Source organism: Thioclava sp. F36-7, from assembly GCF_002020075.1.
Taxonomy (GTDB): Bacteria; Pseudomonadota; Alphaproteobacteria; order Rhodobacterales; family Rhodobacteraceae; genus Thioclava; species Thioclava sediminum.
The window spans coordinates 139,282-159,473 of sequence record NZ_MPZR01000001.1; the positions used below are offsets into that span (position 1 = coordinate 139,282).

The 20,192-nt window shown below is 65.2% G+C and carries 17 protein-coding genes; 9 read left to right on the forward strand and 8 right to left on the reverse strand.

What is annotated here, in order from left to right; genetic code table 11:
* Positions 1 to 129 precede the first annotated feature (129 nt).
* Positions 130 to 1,299 (forward strand): efflux RND transporter periplasmic adaptor subunit, encoded by a 1,170-nt coding sequence (locus BMI89_RS00440; protein WP_078569403.1) that lies wholly within the window; start codon positions 130 to 132, stop codon positions 1,297 to 1,299.
* A complete protein-coding gene (locus tag BMI89_RS00445; protein ID WP_078569404.1) occupies positions 1,296 to 4,850 on the forward strand; it encodes an efflux RND transporter permease subunit in 3,555 nt (1,184 codons plus the stop codon). The genes BMI89_RS00440 and BMI89_RS00445 overlap by 4 nt, the downstream gene beginning before the upstream one ends.
* Before the next feature lie 172 nt (positions 4,851 to 5,022).
* Here BMI89_RS00445 and BMI89_RS00450 read toward each other — a convergent pair whose 3' ends face one another.
* Together BMI89_RS00450 and BMI89_RS00455 are read right to left on the reverse strand one after the other, a co-directional pair.
* Complete coding sequence (locus BMI89_RS00450) at positions 5,023 to 6,870, reverse strand: ABC transporter ATP-binding protein/permease (RefSeq protein ID WP_078569405.1); 1,848 nt, start codon at positions 6,868 to 6,870, stop codon at positions 5,023 to 5,025.
* Positions 6,871 to 7,007: 137 nt separating this feature from the next.
* A complete protein-coding gene (locus tag BMI89_RS00455) occupies positions 7,008 to 8,492 on the reverse strand; it encodes a LysM peptidoglycan-binding domain-containing protein (RefSeq protein ID WP_078569406.1) in 1,485 nt (494 codons plus the stop codon).
* A 135-nt stretch (positions 8,493 to 8,627) separates the two neighbouring features.
* Between BMI89_RS00455 and BMI89_RS00460 the strand changes: the two genes are divergently transcribed.
* Entirely contained in the window at positions 8,628 to 9,182 is a 555-nt protein-coding gene (locus tag BMI89_RS00460) for a TIGR00730 family Rossman fold protein (RefSeq protein WP_078569407.1), read from the forward strand.
* Here the strand turns inward: BMI89_RS00460 and rarD are convergent.
* Positions 9,168 to 10,109: an EamA family transporter RarD gene (rarD, locus tag BMI89_RS00465; RefSeq protein WP_078569408.1), complete on the reverse strand. Its 942-nt coding sequence runs from the start codon at positions 10,107 to 10,109 to the stop codon at positions 9,168 to 9,170. The two genes, BMI89_RS00460 and rarD, sit on opposite strands and share 15 nt — an antisense overlap.
* A gap of 133 nt (positions 10,110 to 10,242) precedes the next feature.
* Here rarD and BMI89_RS00470 point away from each other — a divergent pair, with 133 nt between their 5' ends.
* On the forward strand, positions 10,243 to 11,088 hold the full coding sequence (locus BMI89_RS00470) for a DUF1206 domain-containing protein (RefSeq protein ID WP_078569409.1): 846 nt from the start codon (positions 10,243 to 10,245) through the stop codon (positions 11,086 to 11,088).
* Between the two features lie 208 nt (positions 11,089 to 11,296).
* Here the strand turns inward: BMI89_RS00470 and BMI89_RS00475 are convergent, their stop codons facing one another.
* From BMI89_RS00475 to BMI89_RS00495, 5 genes are all read right to left on the reverse strand, one after another.
* The gene (locus BMI89_RS00475) at positions 11,297 to 11,752 is read right to left on the reverse strand and encodes a host attachment family protein (protein ID WP_078519599.1); all 456 of its coding nucleotides are present in this window, start codon (positions 11,750 to 11,752) and stop codon (positions 11,297 to 11,299) included.
* A complete protein-coding gene (locus BMI89_RS00480; protein WP_078569410.1) occupies positions 11,752 to 11,979 on the reverse strand; it encodes a hypothetical protein in 228 nt (75 codons plus the stop codon). Before BMI89_RS00480 ends, BMI89_RS00475 begins: the two co-directional genes overlap by 1 nt.
* 159 nt (positions 11,980 to 12,138) lie before the next feature.
* Positions 12,139 to 12,738 carry a superoxide dismutase gene (locus tag BMI89_RS00485; protein WP_078569411.1) on the reverse strand — a complete coding sequence of 200 codons (600 nt, stop codon included), beginning with the start codon at positions 12,736 to 12,738 and terminating at the stop codon, positions 12,139 to 12,141.
* 102 nt (positions 12,739 to 12,840) lie between these two features.
* Positions 12,841 to 13,686, reverse strand: coding sequence for a DMT family transporter (locus tag BMI89_RS00490; RefSeq protein WP_078569412.1), 846 nt, complete (start codon positions 13,684 to 13,686; stop codon positions 12,841 to 12,843).
* Positions 13,687 to 14,036: 350 nt separating this feature from the next.
* The gene (locus tag BMI89_RS00495) at positions 14,037 to 15,056 is read right to left on the reverse strand and encodes a ribose-phosphate pyrophosphokinase (protein WP_078519603.1); all 1,020 of its coding nucleotides are present in this window, start codon (positions 15,054 to 15,056) and stop codon (positions 14,037 to 14,039) included.
* A gap of 111 nt (positions 15,057 to 15,167) precedes the next feature.
* Here BMI89_RS00495 and BMI89_RS00500 point away from each other — a divergent pair, with 111 nt between their 5' ends.
* The 5 genes from BMI89_RS00500 (at position 15,168) to purF (ending at position 20,171) form a co-directional block, all read left to right on the forward strand.
* Complete coding sequence (locus tag BMI89_RS00500) at positions 15,168 to 15,767, forward strand: 2-hydroxychromene-2-carboxylate isomerase (RefSeq protein ID WP_078569413.1); 600 nt, start codon at positions 15,168 to 15,170, stop codon at positions 15,765 to 15,767.
* Positions 15,768 to 16,583 (forward strand): alpha/beta hydrolase, encoded by an 816-nt coding sequence (locus tag BMI89_RS00505; protein ID WP_078569414.1) that lies wholly within the window; start codon positions 15,768 to 15,770, stop codon positions 16,581 to 16,583.
* 4 nt (positions 16,584 to 16,587) lie between these two features.
* Positions 16,588 to 17,952: a DNA repair protein RadA gene (gene radA, locus BMI89_RS00510; RefSeq protein WP_078539678.1), complete on the forward strand. Its 1,365-nt coding sequence runs from the start codon at positions 16,588 to 16,590 to the stop codon at positions 17,950 to 17,952.
* 22 nt (positions 17,953 to 17,974) lie between these two features.
* A complete protein-coding gene (locus BMI89_RS00515) occupies positions 17,975 to 18,586 on the forward strand; it encodes a CvpA family protein (RefSeq protein WP_078569415.1) in 612 nt (203 codons plus the stop codon).
* Between the two features lie 106 nt (positions 18,587 to 18,692).
* Positions 18,693 to 20,171, forward strand: a complete 1,479-nt coding sequence (gene purF, locus BMI89_RS00520) for an amidophosphoribosyltransferase (RefSeq protein WP_078539679.1) — start codon at positions 18,693 to 18,695, stop codon at positions 20,169 to 20,171.
* Positions 20,172 to 20,192 lie beyond the last annotated feature (21 nt).

Sequence of the window (20,192 nt, forward strand, 5' to 3'; positions counted from 1 at the left end):
GACTGCGCTGTTCATGCCGGTCCCTGAGGAATGCAAGCCTTGAGATCACGCGCCGCTCTCGGTAAGTTGAACGCTGCGGTTCAGTCCCCATTTTGGCGAGACGCCGTGCCCACATACAGGAGCCCGCCGATGCGTCCGGTCCCGATCCTTAACGCGATCCTCGTTCTTGTCGCGCTCTACCTTCTGGTGTTCGAGCGCGACCGCCTGATGGGCTATCTCGGAGATGCCGCGACGCCTGCCGAGCAAGCGCAACAAGTCGAGGAAACCGGCACCCCCGCCGTACCGGTGCAGGCTATGGTCTCGACCGCGCAGCCGCTCGATCAGGGCGTTCTGACGCGCGGACAGACCGAGGCCGCGCGCCGCGTGGAGGTGCGCTCCGAGACGACGGGCAAGGTGATTTCCGAACCCCTTGGAAAGGGCGCGCAGGTCGAAAAAGGTCAACTGCTGTGCAAGCTCGATCCCGGCACGCGGCCCGCAGCGCTGGCCGAGGCGCAGGCCCGGCTGGCCGAGGCGCGGCTCAACGCCACCGCCGCCGAGAAGCTGAAAGAGGGCGGCTACCGGTCGGAGACCTCCACCGCCTCCGCGCAATCGGCGCTCGAAGCGGCCAGCGCCGCCGTCGGGGCCGCGCAGACGGAACTGGCGCGGCTCGAGATCACCGCGCCCTTTGCCGGGATGATCGAGGAAGACACCGCCGAACTCGGCGCGCTGCTCTCGGCGGGCGGGCTTTGCGCCACCGTGATCCAGCTCGATCCGATCAAACTGGTGGGATACGTCCCTGAGACAGAGATTGACCGGGTCAAGACCGGCGCGATGGTCGGCGCACGGCTTGCGACCGGGCGCGAGGTGATGGGCAAGGTCACCTTCGTCTCGCAATCGGCGGATGCCGCCACGCGCACCTTCCGTATCGAAGCCGAAGCGCCCAATGGCGACCATTCGATCCGCGAAGGGCAGACGGTCGAGATGATCATCGCCGCCGATGGGACCAAGGCACATTTCCTGCCCGCCTCCGCGATGACGCTGAACGATCAAGGCAAGCTGGGCGTGCGGCTCGCGGTGGACGGCGTGGCCCGCTTCGCCCCGGTCGACTTCCTGCGTGACACGCCCGAGGGCGTCTGGCTGGCGGGCCTGCCGGAAAGCGCCACGGTGATCGTGGTCGGGCAGGACTATGTGACCGAAGGCTCGCCCGTCGCCGTGACCCTCGTCGATCACGCGCCGGGCGATGCGGCGCAAGACACGCCTGCCCCCATGACGCCCGCCCCGCAAACCGATGGCGACGCCGCCGACGGGGCTGCGCAATGACCGGCATCGTCGATTGGGCGGCAGCACGCGCGCGGATGGTGATCGCCTTCGTGGCGATCTCGATCCTCGCGGGGCTGACCGCCTATCTGAGCCTGCCCAAGGAAGGCGAGCCGGATATCGAGATTCCGATGCTGTTCATCTCGGTCCCCTTCCCCGGCATCTCGGCCACCGATTCCGAGAAGCTGCTGGTCAAGCCGATGGAGACCGAACTGGCCGGGCTCGACGGGCTCGACAAGATGACCGGCATCGCGAAGGAGAATTACGCGGGGCTGATGCTCGAATTCGACTTCGGCTGGGACAAAACGAAGATCATCGCCGATGTGCGCGATGCGATGAACACCGCCGAGGGCAAGTTCCCCGACGGGGCCGAGAAATATTCGATCAACGAGATCAACTTCTCCGAGTTTCCGATCGTCGTGGTGACGCTGTCGGGCAACGCGCCCGAGCGCACGCTGCAAAAGCTTGCCCGCGAATTGCAGGACGAGGTCGAGGGGCTGGAGCCGGTGCTGGAAGCCCAGATCGCAGGCCAACGCGACGAGATGCTGGAAGTGGTGATCGATCCGCTCAAGCTCGAGGCCTATAACGTCACCGCCCCCGAGCTGATCAATGTCGTGCAGGCCAATAACCAGCTGATCGCGGCAGGCGAAGTCGAGACCGATGGCGGCGCCTTCTCGGTGAAGATCCCCGCCACCTTCGAGACCGCGCAGGATGTCTATGCGCTGCCGGTGAAGAAGAACGGCGAGAGCGTCGTGACGCTGGGCGATCTGGCCGATATCCGCCTGACCTTCGAGGACCGCACCGGCACCGCGCGCTTCAACGGCGAGCCGACGGTGGCGCTGCAGATCGTCAAGCGCAAAGGCTACAACGTCATCGACACGGTGGACCTGCTGCGCAAGACCGTGGCCGAGACCGAGAGCCGCTGGCCCGAGCCGCTGCAGCGCGCCGTCGATGTGGGGATTTCGCTCGATCAGTCGAAGACGGTGGGCGCGATGGTCAGCCAGCTCGAAGGCTCGGTGCTGACCGCGATCGCGCTGGTGATGATCGTTGTGCTGGCGACGCTGGGCACGCGCTCGGCGCTGCTGGTGGGCTTCGCGATCCCGACCTCCTTCCTGCTGACCTTCCTGCTGCTGGGCGCAATGGGCGTGCCGATCTCGAATATCGTGATGTTCGGCCTGATCCTCGCAGTGGGGATGCTGGTCGATGGCGCGATCGTCGTGGTGGAATATGCCGATAAGCGGATTTCCGAAGGCTCCGGCCCGATGGCCGCCTACACCGAAGCCGCGAAGCGCATGTTCTGGCCGGTCGTGTCGTCTACGGCGACGACGCTCTGCGCCTTCCTGCCGATGCTGTTCTGGCCGGGCGTGCCGGGCGAGTTCATGGGGATGCTGCCGGTCACGATCATCTTCGTGCTCTCGGCCTCGCTGGTCGTGGCGCTGATCTACTTGCCCGTGGTGGGTGGCGTCGCGGGCCGGATGAGCCGCCGTCTGGACATGGGCGCGCGCGTCATCAAAGGCTGGCCTTACGCGCTGCGCCTGCTGCTGGCCGTAGTCTCGGCCGGACTCGTCTTCCTCGGCGCGCTCCTGACGCTCAACCCGGCCTTCTTGACGGGCACGCATACCGCCTCGGGGAATCTGCTGGCCTCGCTGCCCGGCGTGATCCTGTTCGTGATCGCGACGCTGCTCAGCTCGATCACCTTCACCGCGGCCAAGCCCCAAGGCAAACCGAAGCCCATCGAGGCAGGCTATCGCCGCCGCCCCTTTGGCCATTTCACCGCTGCCATCGCGGGCAATCCGATCATGCCGCTGATCGTGGTCGCGGTCATCGTGACCGGCGTCGTCATGACCTTCGGTTATTACGGCAAGAACAATAACGGCACCCAGTTCTTCACCGATAGCGAAGTCGAACAGGCGATCGTCTATATCCGGGGCCGCGGCAACCTCTCGCTGACCGAGAAGGACGCGCTGCTGCAGGAAGCCGAAAACATGGTGATCGGCACGCCCGGCGTGGGCGCGGTCTTCTCCTTCGCGGGCGAAGGCGGGCTGAACCAGAACAATGGCGGGGCCAGCGCGCCGCGCGACACGATCGGTCAGATTCAGGTCGAGATGATCCCCTGGGCCGAGCGCAAGGACGATCCGGCGCTCGATGGCGATGTGGTGATGGAGAAGATCATGGCGAAGATCGCCACGATCCCCGGCATCCAGTCCGAATATCTCGCCCAGGATCGCGGGCCGTCCTCCGGCAAGCCGATCCAGCTCCGCCTCGAGGGCGACGATTTCGCAGCGCTCGACAAGGCCGTGCGGCAGGTCGAGGCGCATATGGCGGATATGAAGGGCGTCACCGCGATCGAGGACACCCGCCCCCTGCCCGGCATCGACTGGGTGATCGACGTGGACGTGACCCGCGCAGGCCGTTTCGGCGCGGATGTGGCGACCGTGGGTGGCATGGTGCAGCTGGTGACGCGCGGTATCCTGCTCGACACGATGCGCGTGCCCTCATCTGACGAGGAGATCGAGATTCGCGTGCGCCTGCCCGAGGAAGACCGGGTGCTGTCGACCCTCGACACGCTGAAGCTGCGCACCTCCGAGGGGCTTGTGCCGCTCGCGAATTTCATCACCCGAACGCCCGCCCCCAAGCTGGGCCAGATCGACCGGATCGACCAGACCCGCTATTACGACATCAAGGCCGGGGTCGAAGAGGGCCTCACCAATGACGACGGCCAGCCGATCACCGGCAACGAGCGGATCGCGGCACTGGGGGAGTGGCTTGATACCGAGGCAACCCTGCCCCCCGGCGTCAGCTACGAATGGTCCGGCGATCTGGTCGAGCAGAACGAGAGCCAGGACTTCCTGATGACCGCTTTCGGCGGCGCGCTGGCGCTGATGTTCGTGATCCTGCTCGCGCAGTTCAACAGCTTCTATAATTCGGTTCTGGTGCTGCTGGCGGTCGTGCTATCCACCGCGGGCGTGCTGATCGGGATGCTGGTGATGGGCCAGCAATTCTCGATCATCATGACCGGCGTCGGCATCGTCGCACTCGCCGGGATCGTGGTGAACAACAACATCATCCTGATCGACACCTATCAGGAATTCTCGCGCTACATGCCCGAGCTCGAAGCGATCATCCGCACCGCCGAGGCCCGCCTGCGCCCCGTGTTGCTGACCACGATCACCACGATGGCGGGGCTCGCGCCGATGATGTTCGGCCTGTCGCTCGATTTCTTCAACGGCGGCTATTCGATCAACAGCCCGACGGCGCTTTGGTGGAAGCAACTGGCGACGGCGGTGGTGTTCGGCCTTGGCACCGCGACCGTGCTGACGCTGGTGCTGACGCCCGCGCTGCTGGCGATCCGGGTTTGGTTCAACACCGGCGCCTATCGCGGGACCAAGGCGCTTTCGGCGCTGATGCAGGGCATCGACAGCCGGGCCGCGCGCGACCTCGCGCTGGAACGTGCGATGCGCAAAATGCGAGGGCGCGAGATCATCTGGGAGGACGGCGAAACCGAAGGCGGCGTGAAGCCGCATCTGGTGACACGGCCCGACGCGGCGGAGTGAAGCTGCGAAAATGCCCGGGCGGCTAGCCCGGGCCGCGCCCGACCCTCCCCCCGGGAGGGCGCAATGGCGATTTCGGCGCAGGCACGACCGACCTGCGGGCTTTCGAGATAAAGCGCCAAGCCTCGCAGGGATCGACGCGCCCACCCAAGGGTCGGGCGCCGCCCTTCACGCGTTACGCCGCGCCCTGCTCCGCCTCGTCTTCCTCTTCCGCCGATTGCCGCGCCCACATCGAGGCATAGCGCCCGCGCTGTGCCAGCAACTCCTCGTGGCGGCCGCGCTCGATGATCTCGCCCTTGTCGAGCACGAGGATCTGATCGGCATCCGCGATGGTCGACAGACGGTGCGCGATGGTGATCACGGACCGCCCCTCGCCCATCGCCTTCAGGCTCATCTGGATGTCGCGTTCGGTCTGCGTATCGAGCGCCGAGGTCGCCTCGTCCAGAAGCAGGATCGGCGGGTTCTTCAGGATCGTGCGTGCGATACCCACCCGCTGCTTCTCGCCGCCCGAGAGCTTCAGCCCCCGCTCGCCCACGGCCGTGTCATAGCCTTCGGGCAGGCTGAGCACGAAGTCATGGATGCGTGCCGCCTTCGCGGCCGCGACGATCTCCTCGTCCGTGGCATCGGCGCGCCCGTAAGCGATGTTGTAGCGGATCGTGTCATTGAAGAGCACGGTATCCTGCGGCACCACGCCGATCGACTTCTGCAGGCTCTCCTGCGTCACGTCGCGCAGGTCCTGATCGTCGATGCGGATCGCGCCGCCGGTCACATCGTAGAAACGGAACAGCAGGCGCCCGATCGTCGACTTGCCCGAGCCCGAGGGTCCGACCAGCGCAACCGTCTGTCCGGCCGGCACGTCGAAGGAAATCCCCTTCAGGATCGGCCGCGTCGGGTCATAGGCGAATTCGACATGGTCGAAGCTGATATGCCCGCCTTTCACTTTCAGAACATCTGCATCCTCTTTGTCCTGAATTTCGGCCGGTTGCTGCAACAAATCGAACATTTCGCCCATATCGACCAGCGCCTGCCGGATCTCGCGATAGACCGTGCCGAGGAAGCCCAGCGGCATGGTGATCTGGATCATGTAGGCCTGCACCATGACGAAATCGCCGACCGTCAGCGTGCCCGCCTGCACCTGCATCGCGGCCATGACCATCACCGTCACGAGCCCGATCGTGATGATCAGCGTCTGGCCCGCATTGAGCGCTGCGAGCGACTGGCCGGTCTTCACCGCCATCGACTCGTAGCCCTTCATCGACTCGTCGTAGCGTTCCGCCTCGCGCTTGGCCGCGCCAAAATATTTCACCGTCTCGAAGTTCAGCAGGCTGTCGATCGCCTTCTGGTTCGCCGCCGTATCGGCCTTGTTCATCTCGCGCCGGATGTTCACGCGCCACTCGGTGACCTTGAAGGTGAACTTGATATAGGCCGCGATGGTGACCAGCACGACCGCCGCGTAGCGCCAGTCGAAGACCACCGCGAAGATGATCGCCACCAGCGTCAGCTCGACGATCAGCGGGCCGACCGAGAACAGCATGAAGCGCAGCAGGAACTCGACGCCTTTCACCCCGCGTTCGATGATCCGGCTGAGGCCGCCGGTCTTGCGGGTAATGTGATAGCGCAGGCTCAGCTGGTGCATATGGGTGAAGGTCTGCAGCGCCAGATGGCGCAGCGCGCGTTGCGCCACCTTCACGAAGATCGCATCGCGCAGCTCGCCGAAGGCCACCGTCATCAGGCGCGCGACGCCATAAGCCACGGTGATCGCCACCGCCCCCATGCCCAGCGCCCAGGCCGCCGAGGTCCCCTCGCCCGACAGCGCGTTGACCGCCTCGCGATAGACGAAAGGCGTCGAGACCGAGATGATCTTGGCGATCACCAGCATCACCATCGCGAAGACAACGCGGCGCTTCACCCACGGGGCTTCATGCGCCCAGAGATAGGGCAGCACCGCGCGGATCGTGCGCCAGCCGCGGGCGCGTTCCTCGGCATTCATCTTGCCCTTGGTCGTGATCTGTGCCGGAGGCATCGCGCCCTCCTCTTCCTCTTGGCGAAAATATCCCGGGGGCTCCCGTCAGGGAGCGGGGCAGCGCCCCTCACCGGTCAAACCTGCGCGCAACCTACTCGGCGGCGCGCAGGAGTCCAGCCATGCAAGCGGTCTGTGCGCTACTGCGCAGCCTCGGCAGGTTGTGCATCGGGGGCGGGAATGTTGAAGACCTGCCCCGGATAGATCAGGTCGGGGTCGCGGATCTGGTCGCGATTGGCGTCGAAGACCCGCACATAGAGAAACCCGTCGCCATAGACCTCGCGCGCGATCGCCCAGAGCGTATTGCCCTTCACGATCTGCACCACCTTCACCGCGTCGCCCACCTCGCCGGTCGCGCGCACCGAAGCCGCCTGCGCACCGGTCGGATCGGCGGAGCTCGCCACGAGAATCTCGTCGGGCTGGTCGAAACCGGTCTCGGCCCGCGCGACCACCTTGCCGGACGCATCCTGCGCGTCGATCCGCAGCTTATGCTCGCCCGTGCCCAAGCCAGGCAGGCTGAGCGACCAGCGCCCATCCGCGCCCGGCTGCGCCTCGGCGACGAGCGTGTCGTCGAGATAGGCCGACAGCGTCGTGCCCTCGGGCGCGCCGCGCCCTTCACTGCGCGCAACCTCGCCCGAGCCGAAGGAGATCGTGTCGATCACCAGATCGTCGCTTTTCGGAGCAAGCAGCCGCGCGCCATCGGCATCCGCGATGAGCGGGGCTGCCGGCGGCGTGGGTGTGGAGGGGGCCGCGTCGCTCGCGGTTGCGGCGGACGCGCCCGCATCAGTGCCGGTCATCGCCGCACCATCGGTCGCCGAAGCCGTCGCCCCGCCGCTACCATCTGTCGCACCATCCGCAGCCGTTCCGGAGGTCGCGCTCTCCCCTGCCGAAGCAAGGCGCTCCTGTTTCGGCTGGCCGCGCAGCACGAGCGTCTCGGCACTGTCGCGCGCGGTGCCATCCGCGCCGGTCACGCGCAGCGAGAGCGCGCGCGGGCCATCGGAAGGCGGCAGATCGAAGAGCGAGGCGAAGCTGCCACCGCCATCGGCCTGCGTGCTCGCCACGACCTTGCCGTCGACAAGAACATCGAGCTTGGCCCCCGGCTCGGCCCGACCGGCGAGCGTCACCGATCCATCGGGCGCGGCGCGCAGCGCATCGAATTGCACTTGAGCGAGCGGCTTGCCGTCCGGCGCCGCCTTCGCAGTGACACCGTCGGCCGCGGTGGCAGCACCAGTGTCACCCCCGGTGGCGGTTGCCGTCGCGGATGTCTTCGCACCAGTCTCACCAGTCGTTTCAACCAGCTTATCGGTGGGCTCCTCTGCCAGCGGAGCCACGGCACTCGCCGCTTCTTCCGCTTCCTGAGCCACGGTTTCCACGCTTTGCTTTTGCGGTGCGGCGGTGCCGGAGGCCGTCTCCGCGCCCCCCTCTTGTGTCGCTTGCGGCGCCCCTGCGGAACCGGTCGCGGCAGTCGTATCTGTCCCCGATGGCTGCGTCCCTTCGCGTTCCACCGGGCGCAGCACGCCCCAAAGCACCAGCCCCAAGACCACGAGGAGCAGCGCGACCGCCCCGCCTTTCACCGCCCCGAGCCCGGTGCTCTCGACTGGTTGATCCGTCACGTTTTCATTCATTTAAGTCCCGCCTTCACGTCATCCCTCGGGGCCTGCCGCCTGTTCTTATGTGCGGCTAGGTCACCCGGTCCCTTGAGGGAACTTAGCAACCCCGGTATCACCGCTCAATAACAATGCATTTTCGGAGACACCGTCATGACCCTTCCCCGTTCCGTCTGTGTCTATTGCGGCTCTCGTTCGGGCGCGAAGCCCGCTTATGCGGCAGCAGCGCAGGAAACCGGAGAGATGCTCGCCGCGCGCGACTGGCAGCTGGTCTACGGCGCGGGCGATGTCGGGCTGATGGGAGAGGTCGCGCGCGCGGCGCAAACCGCGGGCGGGCGCACCTTTGGCGTGATCCCCGAGCATCTCTTCCCGCGCGAGGTCGGCAAGCGCGACCTGACCACCTTCGTCGTCACCGAGACGATGCACGAGCGCAAGAAGGTGATGTTCATGAATGCCGATGCGGTGGTGGTGCTGCCGGGCGGCGCGGGCTCGCTCGACGAGCTGTTCGAAGTGCTGACATGGCGCCAGATCGGCCTGCATGAGAAGCCGATCTATCTGCTCAATATCGAGGGCTACTGGGCTCCGCTCGAGGCGCTGATCGACCATATCATCGGCGAGGGTTTCGCGGATGCGTCGCTGCGCGATCTCGTCGTGACGGTCGATAGCGTGGCGGAGCTGGAAAGCGCGCTCGTCTCAGCTTTCGCCTAACCCGCGCTGCGTGGCGGGCTGTGCCGCAGGCTGCGGGCGGCGCATCCGCAGGTTGGCGCTGGAATAGAGCGCGAGCGCCGTCCAGATCAGCCCCAGCGCGATCGCGTGCCAGATCGTGACCGTCTCGCCGAAGGCCAGCGTCGCGACCGCGAATTGCAGGGTCGGGTTGAGATATTGCACCAGCCCCACGGTCGCCATCCGCACGCGCTGCGCCGCATAGGCGAAGAGCAGCAAAGGCGTGCCGGTGAGCGGGCCGGAGAAGATCAGAAGCAGCGTCGTCTTCCAGTCGCCGCCGAAATGACCCGTGCCGGGCGCGCTGCCCCACCAGCCCGCGTGATAGCCCCAGAGCACGATCAGTGCGACTGGCGAGAGCAGCAGCACCTCGGCGCAGACCGAGACCATCGGACCCGCACGCAGCCCCTTCTTGATCAGCCCGTAAGTGCCGAAAGTCGCGGCAAGGATCAGCGAGACCCAGGGCGCCACGCCCAGCCCGATCGTCAGGACGATGACCGCCGTGGCCGCCAGCGCGACCGCCATCCACTGCCGCGTGCTCAGCGCCTCGCGATAGACGATCAGCCCGAGGACGACGGCGACGAGCGGGAAGATGTAATAGCCGAGCGACGCCTGCACCGCATGGCCGAAATGGACCGACCAGATGAAGGTGAACCAATTGGCCGAGATCATAAACGCCGCCGTCGCGATCACCAGCGTTCCGCGCCCGCGACGTTCCGCCAGCGCGACCCAAAGCTCGCCAAGGCGGCCTTTCAGCCCGAGGATCACGGCGAAGAACAGGAAGGACCAGAGCGTGCGATGGGCAAGCACCTCGATCGGCGGCATCCCGTCGAGCATTTTGTAGTAGAGGCCCGACAGCCCCCAGATGACGCAGGCCGTCACCATCGCCCAGAAGCCCTTGACCGCCTCGTTCATCGAAATTCCCTTCTCTCAACCGCGTGACCCTGACCGATTGGCGGGCGAAAGGAAAGGCCGCGCCTCACGGGAACCTGTGCGCTTGTCCACGCATTGGGTCTGCGTCAATTCACAGTACCGAGAGAGACCGCCAATGTCCGCTACAGACAGCCACGACCCCGACGATTTCGCTTGGGCAGTGCCCGTGATGCGCACGGGATACGGGGGGCGCGGGCTGGTCTATCTCGTCGTCGCCGGCGTCTCGCTCTGGTCGCTTTTTCATGGCGGCAGTGCCGAGGGCACCAAGCAGGTGCTGGAGAAGCTGTCGAGCGGCTGGGGGGCCGTGGTTCTAGTCGCCATCGCGCTCGGCATGGCGGCCTACGCGATCTGGCGCGTGGTCGATGCGGTCTGGGACCTCGAAGCCTATGGCTCCGAGATGAAGGGCTGGGTCGCACGGATCGGCCTCGTCGTGAGCGGCCTCGTCCATCTGGGTATCGGCGGTATCGCGGTGACAGCACTGGTCGCGCGCGCCAGCGGCGACAACGGGACGAGCAAACTGGTCTCCACGATCCTGAGCGCACCGATGGGACGCATCGCGCTTGGCGTCATCGGGCTGATCGTGATCGGCGCGGGTGGCTACTACCTCTATAAGGGGATCACCAAGGCCTACCTGAGACATCTGCAAGCAAACGAGGTTACCCGGCGTGCCAATATCGTGCTGCAGGCGGGGCTTGTGGCGCAGGGCGTGGTGATCGCGATCATGGGCGCGCTGATCGTCTATGCCGCCTATAGCTACGATCCCTCAAGCGCAGGCGGCCTCGGCAAGGTGTTCGACTGGCTGCGCGGACACCCGTTCGGGCAGTTCCTGACCGGGGCGATCTGCGTGGGCCTTCTCGGGTTCGCCGTGTTCTGCATCGTCAACGCCGTCTATCGGATCGTGCCGCGCGCCAGCGACCCCGATATCGAGACGCTCAAGCAGAGCCTCGAGAGCGACGACTGAGCCGCCTCGATCCTCCCCATCCAACCAACGCCGCGCGGGTCTCGCGCGGCGTTTTGCGTTTCTCGACAGACATCCAGAGAAGCATCGCGCTTTGAATGATCGGTGGCGCTCGGACCATCAGCATCCCCCACTCCCCTTTCAGCCCAAATGAAAAAGCGCCGCGCGAGACCCGCACGGCGCTTTTCCTGTCATCTTGGCGAGGCGCGGCTCAGGCGGTCGCGAGCTCTTCCTTCACAAGCTTCTCGATCTCGTCGCGCGGGTGATTGGTCAGCGTCTTGTCGATCTCGGCCACCACCACGTCGGAGACCTCCTTGTGCAGTGCAGAGCGGATCTCGCCCAGCACACGCGGCGCCGCAACGATCACCAGCCGCTCGATCCGGCCCTTATGGACCATCTTGTAGAGCCGCTCGGCCAGATCGTCGGCGAAGCGCATCTTCGCCAGCTCGTGCCAGTCGGTCTCCTGGAAGGCCGAGCGGTGACCGGGGCCGTCATCGGCCATACGACCGGGGCTGTCGGTGCCCTGCTCGTGATCCGGCGGGTTCTCCTGCTCGTCGATGCGGCGCACGACGAGGTTGGGATCCTGCTCGTCCATCATGTTTTCGAGAAACAGCGCTTTCTCGCCATCCGCGATCACAACCCAGGTGCCTTTGGAAAGCTTGGTCATCACATCTTCTCCTTTTCACCGCCGTCGCGCTCGTCACCGCCCAACGGACGGGTCGCGCCTGCCGAAGTCTCATCCAGGCGTTTCTTCTCGTCGCGGGTGCCGACCTTGCGATTGAGGTTCCCGCCCGAGCTGCCTTGCCCTTCCGGCGTCTCGATATTCTCGGGCTTCTCGCCGAGGACCTCTTCGGTTTCGCGCTTGCCGTCCTTGGAACGAATACGCTCTGCCATCACATCCTCCTCTTGGTTTCTGGTAGCTGTCAAGAAAACCGATTTGGCAGGGTCGCGGTTCCTGCTTTGCAGGCTTTCCGTTCCGGCAATCATCACGGGTACAAAAACGAAAAAGGGCGCCCCGCAGGACGCCCTTCCAATTCATTCGTTTCGCGGAAATTACATGCGCGAAGCGACGTTTTCCCAGTTCACCAGCTTGTCGAGGAAGTTCGACAGGTAGGCGGGGCGCTTGTTGCGGAAGTCGATGTAGTAGGAGTGCTCCCACACGTCGCAGCCCAGAAGCGCGGTCTGGCCGAAGCACAGCGGGTTCACGCCGTTCTCGGTCTTGGTCACTTTCAGCGACCCGTCGGTGTCCTTCACGAGCCATGCCCAGCCCGAGCCGAACTGGCCCGCGCCTGCGGCGGCGAAGTCTTCCTTGAACTTGTCGACCGAGCCGAAGCTTTCGGTCAGCGCCTTTTCCACCTCGCTCGGCATGGCCGAGGCGCCCGGACCCATCATTTCCCAGAACTGGGTGTGGTTCCAATGCTGCGAGGCGTTGTTGAAGACGCCGCTCTGCGCAACCGCGTTCGGCTGGTAGGTGCCCTTCACGATCTCTTCGACCGACTTGCCTTCCCATTCGGTACCGGCAATCGCCTTGTTGCCGTTATCGACATAGGCCTTGTGGTGAATGTCGTGGTGGTATTCGAGGGTTTCCTTCGACATGCCGAGATCCGCGAGTGCGTCGTGGGCATAGGGAAGATCGGGAAGTTCAAAAGCCATGATGTCCTCTCATTAGTTCGAAGGTACGTGTGTCAAACACTAAAGAAGCGCTGGAGGTTCCGAGGTCAAGCCGTTTCCGGCCCCAAAATCCGAGAGATGCGCTCAGGTTTTTCGCCTCAGCGAGAGGGCGATCCCGCCGATCACCAGCGCCGCGGCCAGCCAGAAGCGTGCCGAAGGCGTCTCCGCGAGCAAAACCGCCCCGCCCAGCGCCGCGATCAAGGGCACGGAGAGTTGAGAGATGGCGGCGAGGCTCGCGGGGATTTGCGGTATCACGCGATACCACAGCGCATAGCCCAGTCCCGAGGTAACCGCGCCCGAGAGGATCGCAGGCGTCCAGCCCCAGCTTTCCCCCTGCCCCCAATCGCCCGCGCCCAGCATCCAGATCAGCGCAAGCGGCGTGGCGAGTGCGAAATTGAGTGCGGTCGCGACCAGCGGATCGCCCGCGCGTCGTCCGTTGAGCGAATAGAGCCCCCAGCCAACGCCAGCTAGAGCCATCATTGCGAAGCCCCTCGGGTCGATATGGGCGGCGCCCGAGGCGGGCAGCAGCAGAACAGCCAGCCCCGCAAAGGCCAGCCCCGCGCCGATCCAGCGCCAGAGCGAGATCGCCTCGCGCAGCCACAGGGCGCCCGCGAACATGGTGATCTGCACCATCCCGAACAGCGTCAGCGCGCCGACGCCCGCGTCGATCAGCCCGCTCGCGATGGAGAACCCGAAGATATAAAGCGCGAGCGTCGCAACCCCGGCCCCCAGCACCGCGCCCGGCAGCCGCAGCCCGCGCGCGCCTTTGGCCCGGATTGCAAGGATCAGCAGCACCAGCGCCCCCGAGGCGAGCCGCACGAAGCCCGTCGCGGCCGGCCCCCAGCCCGCATCATGCACCGCCATCCGGTTGAGCACCGAATTGGCCGCGAAGGCGACCATGACGAGGGCGGAGAGGGCGAAAAGGCGCATCCCCAAGTCATCGCCGCGCCACGCAGCGCTGTCCAGCCCGACCTTTGGCCGACGCGAAAACAATGGCTTCGACGCCCGGCCCTATACATCGCGGGACCGTTGCCGCACGATGCTATTGCTAGGGATTGACATAGAGGAGCCGGATCATGGCGAAGAAAGCGAAGCTCAAGGAGCTGAAACAGGAAGTGAAGACGCGCAAGGCCAAGGTCGAGCGTCAGGAAAAGAAGCTGAAAGAGGCGAAGAAGGCGCTCAAGAAAGCTTCGTAACCCCGCGCTCGGGATCGGGCGCAATGAAAAAAGGCCCGGATCGCTCTGATCCGGGCCTTTTTCCTGTCTCGGGCAAGCCGCGGATCAGTCGCGGGTATACATGCCCTCGTAGATCGGGACGAGCGTGTCGGTTTCGAAGAGCGACGACACGGATGTGCCGGACCAGGTGTTGAGTATCGCCTGCGCGAACATCGGTGCGGTCGGCACGATGCGGATGTTCGGGCACGCTTTCACGGCGTCGGTCGGCTCGATCGAGTCGGTGATGACCAGCGATTTCAGCGCCGAATTGGTCACGCGCTCGACCGCCGGGCCCGACAGGACGCCGTGGGAGATATAGGCGTGAACCTCGGTCGCGCCGTGCTCCATCAGCAGATCTGCGGCCTTGCACAGCGTGCCTGCCGTGTCGACCATATCGTCGACGATGATGCATTTCTGGCCCTTCACGTCACCGATCACGGTCATGCCGGCCACTTCGCCCGCCTTCTCGCGGCGCTTGTCGACGATGGAGAGCGGCGCGTCGATCCGCTTGGCCAGCTCACGCGCGCGGGCCACGCCGCCGACGTCGGGCGAGACGACCATGATATCGTCGGTCTGGCCTTTGAAGTTGTGCAGGATATCGAGCGCGAAGACCGGCGAGGCGTAGAGGTTGTCCACCGGAATGTCGAAGAAGCCCTGGATCTGGGCGGCGTGCAGGTCGAGCGTCAGGATGCGGTCGACGCCGGCTTCGGTCAGCAGGTTCGCGACCAGCTTGGCCGAAATCGGCGTGCGGGCCTTGGTGCGGCGATCCTGACGGGCATAGCCGAAATAGGGGATCACGGCGGTGATGCGATCGGCCGAAGAGCGTTTGAGCGCGTCGGTGATGATCAGCAGCTCCATCAGGTTGTCATTGGCCGGGTTCGAGGTCGGCTGGATGATGAACATATCCTCGCCGCGGACGTTCTCGAAAACCTCGACGAAGATCTCGCCATCGTTGAAACGCTCGACCCGCGCATCCACCAAACCGACGGACATGCCGCGATGCATCGACATGCGCCGCGCGATGGATTGCGCGAGCGGTTTGTTGGAATTTCCGGAGATGAGCTTCGGTTCAGTGACGACGGACATGGGCCAGTTCCTTCGTGACGCCGGTCAGTGCCGGCGGGATTCGCTTGATTGCGCCTGCCTTAGCACCGGGGTAGCGTGGCGGCAATTTCGACTGTCAAGAAAGTGTTATGAATGGCACGCATCGACTACTATTTCGGCACGTTCAGCCCCTGGGCCTACCTTGGCGGCCCGCGATTCGAAGAGATCGCGGCGCGTCATGGCGCTGACGTGACTTACAAACCGCTCGACCTTCTGGGCCTGTTCGACCGCACCGGCGGGGTGCGTCCGGCGCAGCGTCACCAGAGCCGGATGGAATACCGGATGCAGGAGCTCAAGCGCTGGTCGAAGCGGCTCGGGATGGAGATGAATACCACTCCGCCCGGCTATCCGCCGAACCCCGCGCCCTCCTCCTACGCGATCATCGCAGCGCAAAAAGCGGGCGGCGGCGATGTCGGCGGGCTGGTCAACGCAATCCTGCGCGCCTGCTGGGCCGAGGATAAAGATATCGCCTCGGACGAGGTGATCCGCGAGGCGCTGGAAGCCAATGGCTTTGACGGCAGTCTGGCGACCACGGGCCTCTTCGATGGCGCGGTCACCTATGAGAAGAACCTCGAAGACGCGGTCGAGGCCGGGGTCTTCGGCTCGCCCTTCTATATCGTGACCGATACCGACGAGCGGTTCTGGGGGCAGGATCATCTGGAGCTGCTCGACGACTACCTGGGGACGCTCTGAATGCCGAGAGACCAACGACAAGGGGCCGAGGTTTTCTGGCAGAGCTTCGGTCAGGGCGAGCGTCCGGCGATCGCGATCCATTGCACGTTGGGCAGCTCGAACCTCTGGGCGAAGGCGCTGACGCCGCTGGGCCAGCAGATCCACGCCGTCGCCTTCGATCAGCCGAGCCACGGGCAATCCGCCCCTTGGCGCGGCGACACGAGCGAGCCGGGCAGCTTCCAGACGCTGGTGACGCGGATCGCGGCCAGCTTCATCGAGCGCCCCATGGACCTGATCGGACATAGCTTCGGCGCCTCGGTCGCGCTGCGCATCGCGGTGGGCGCCCCCGAGGCCGTCCGCTCGCTGACCTTGATCGAGCCGGTGCTGTTCGCTGCCCTCCCCGAGAACGACCCGGACTGGCAGGACCTGCGCGCCAAGCAGGATCACTTCGAGCAATTGATGGAAGCGGGCGATTACGAGCCTGCCGCACGCGGCTTCATGCGCGACTGGGGCACCGGTCAGCCGTGGGACAGCTATTCCGAGACGCAGCGCGAGCGCTTCACCGCCTGCATGCCGATGGTCGAGAATATCTCCCGCGCCAATTTCGAGGATCCGGCGCAGATCGTGCGACCGGATGGGATCGAGCAGATCGACGCGCCCGCGATGATCATCCATGGCGACCGCTCGCCCGCGACGATGCCGAAAGTGGCCGAGGCGATCGCTGCGCGTCTTCCGGACGTGGGCGTGGCCTGCGTCGAGGGCGCGGGTCATATGCTGCCCGCCACCCATCCCGAGCAATGCGCGAGCCTGATCGCCGCCAATCTGGAACGTAGCTGACCTTATGGCCAAGCAATCCGCGATCTTCCGCTGTGCCGAATGCGGCGCGACGCATGCCAAATGGTCCGGGCGCTGCGATGCCTGCGGCGCGTGGAACTCAATCCACGAGGAAGCGCCGATCTCGACCACGCCCGGCTCTGGCATGAAGGGCGCGAAGGGCAAGGTGATCCCGCTCACCGCGCTCGACACGAAGGAAACCCCGCCGGCCCGCGTGAAATCGGGCATGGAGGAGTTGGACCGGGTCTTGGGCGGCGGTCTCGTGGCGGCCTCTGCGGTTCTGGTCGGCGGCGATCCGGGCATCGGAAAATCGACGCTTTTGCTGCAAGCGACGGCCAGCTTCGCCCGCAAAGGCGTGAAGGCGCTCTATATCTCGGGCGAGGAAGCGGCGAGCCAGGTGCGGATGCGCGCGCAACGTCTTGGGCTGGCCGATGCTCCGGTCGGTCTGGGCGCAGAAACATCCCTGCGCGACATCCTGACGACGCTGGAAACCGAGCGCCCCGACCTCGTCATCATCGATTCGATTCAGACCATGTGGTCGGACAATGTCGACAGCGCGCCGGGATCGGTGAGCCAGTTGCGCGCCGCCGCACACGAATTGGTGAGCTTCGCCAAAAAGCGCGGCACCGCCGTGATCCTCGTGGGGCATGTGACCAAGGAAGGCCAGATCGCCGGCCCGCGCGTGATCGAGCATATGGTCGACACGGTGCTCTATTTCGAAGGCGAGCGCGGTCACCAGTTCCGCATCCTGCGCGCGGTGAAGAACCGCTTCGGCCCGGCCTCCGAGATCGGCGTCTTCGAGATGACCGGCGCGGGTCTGGCCGAGGTCGCCAACCCTTCCGCGCTGTTCCTGTCCGAGCGCGGCCAACCCGCACCGGGCTCGGCGGTTTTCGCAGGAATCGAAGGCACGCGGCCTGTGCTGACAGAGATTCAGGCGCTGGTTGCGCCGTCCACGCTCGCCTCGCCGAGACGAACCGTGGTCGGGCTCGACAGCGGACGGATTTCGACCATTCTCGCGGTGCTGGAATCGCGTTGTGGCATCCCGTTTGCGGGGCTCGACGTGTTCCTGAATGTCGCGGGCGGCATGAAAGTGGTGGAGCCCGCAGCCGACCTCGCCGCGGCCGCCGCGCTTCTCAGCGCGCGCGAAGATGTGGCACTGCCTGCCGATATGGTCATTTTCGGCGAAATCAGCCTGTCGGGCGCGCTGCGTCCCGTGGGTCAGGCGGAAAACAGGTTGAAAGAAGCGGCGAAACTTGGTTTTTCACAGGCGATCGCACCCTCGGGAACGAAAGCCGAAGGTTCGAGCGGGATGGCATTGCGCAAGCTGGGCGATCTCGTGACATTTACCGGGGAGATGTTCGGCGCCGGTTAACGCCGAGAACATAGGAGCGCAAATGGACGGGTTCACCATTGTCGATGCCATCGTGGCGGTCGTCATCATTCTTTCGGCGATCCTCGCCTATTCGCGGGGTTTCGTGCGCGAGGCGCTGGCCATCGTCGGCTGGATCGCAGCGGCGATCGTCGCCTATATCTTCGCCAACGAGGCACGCCCTCTCGTTCAGCAGATCCCCGGCCTCGACAAGTTCATCGGCCAAAGCTGCGAGCTGGGCATGATCGGCGGCTTCGCGGTGGTCTTCGCCGTGGCGCTGGTCGTGTTCTCGATCCTCACGCCGCTCTTCGCCTCGGCCGTGCAACGCTCGGCGCTTGGCGGGATCGACCAGGGTCTGGGCTTCCTGTTCGGCGTGCTGCGCGGGGTGGTCCTCGTGGCGGTGGCCTTCGTGGTCTATGACCGCGTGATGAGTAACGATCCCGTGCCGGTGGTCGACGACTCGCGTTCGGCCAAAGTGTTCTCGCGCGCCTCGGGCCAACTCGACGAATCGATGCCCGCCGATGCACCCGGCTGGATCGTTCAGCGTTACGAACAACTTGTGGCCGCCTGCCCCGCCCCTCCGGGCGCGGATGCCCCGGCCCGGACGGATGAACTGCCTCCGGCGACCGAGAATTGATGTCAGTCACATGACGGTTTTACAGGCGCGAGGGGTTAACACCTCTCGCGTTTGTCTATAAATGGGCCAAAGCGCCCTCCCCTTGCGTCATTCGGAGCTGATTGCCATGTCCTGCCCCGCCGCCCAGAAGACCCACTACGCCCACCCTTTCGACGACGACAAGCTCAAGGAAGAATGCGGCGTCTTCGGTGTTGTCGGCATTTCCGACGCCGCGAATTTCGTGGCCCTCGGTCTTCACGCCCTCCAACACCGCGGTCAGGAAGCGGGCGGCATCGTCGCCCATGACGCCGCCACCGGTTTCAACTCGGCCCACCGTTTCGGCTATGTCCGCGACAACTTCACCAAGTCGAGCCTGATGGAAACGCTGCCGGGCGATGTCGCCATCGGCCATGTGCGCTACTCCACCGCAGGCTCCAAAGGTGCGGTGATCCGCGACATCCAGCCCTTCTTCGGCGAGTTCTCGATGGGCGGCTGCGCGGTCGCCCATAACGGCAACCTGACCAATGCCGACGCGCTGCGCCGTGAGCTGATCGAACGCGGCGCGATCTTCCAGTCCAGCTCGGACAGCGAATGCATCATCCACCTGATGGCGCGCTCGATCCAGCGCAAGCATGCGGACCGGATCGCTGACGCGCTGCGCCGCGTGGAAGGCGCCTTCTCCATCGTCGCGATGACGCGGACCAAGCTGATCGGGGTGCGCGACCCGCTGGGCGTGCGCCCGTTGGTGCTGGGCAAGCTGGGCGAGCATGGCTATGTGCTGAGCTCGGAAACCTGCGCGCTCGACATCATCGGTGCGGATTTCGTCCGTGAGATCGATCCGGGCGAGATGGTCGTCATCCAGGACGGCCATATCGAGAGCTCGCGCCCCTTCGGCCCCTCCACCGGCCGCTTCTGCATCTTCGAACATGTTTATTTCTCGCGCCCCGACAGCATGATCGGCGGCCGCTCGGTCTATGAGACCCGCCGCGCGATCGGCGTCGAGCTGGCCCGCGAGGCCCCGGTCGAGGCCGATCTGGTCTGCCCGGTGCCCGACAGCGGCACCCCGGCGGCGATCGGTTACAGTCAGGAAAGCGGCATCCCCTTCGCACTCGGCATCACACGCAACCAGTATATGGGCCGCACCTTCATCGAACCGACCGAGCAGATCCGCAACATGGGCGTGCGCCTCAAGCTCAACGTCAACAAGTCGCTCATTCGGGGCAAGCGGGTGGTCCTTGTCGACGACTCCGTCGTCCGCGGCACCACCTCGCGCAAGATCAAGGACATGATCCTCGATGCGGGCGCGAAATCGGTGCATTTCCGGATCGCCTCGCCGCCGACCGCATGGCCGTGCTTCTACGGCGTCGACACGCCCAACCGCGACAAGCTGCTGGCAGCGCAGATGACCGAAGAAGAGATGCGCGACTGGGTTGGCGTGGACAGCCTGAAATTCATCTCGCTCGACGGACTGTATCGCGCCGTGGGCGAGGCCGAGGGCCGCGACAATTCCTGCCCGCAATATTGCGACGCCTGCTTCTCGGGCGAGTATCCGATCACACCGTCGGATCAGCTTGAAAAGGGCTTCGAGATGAAGGCCGCCGAGTAAGCGCGCGGCGCTTCAGGTTTC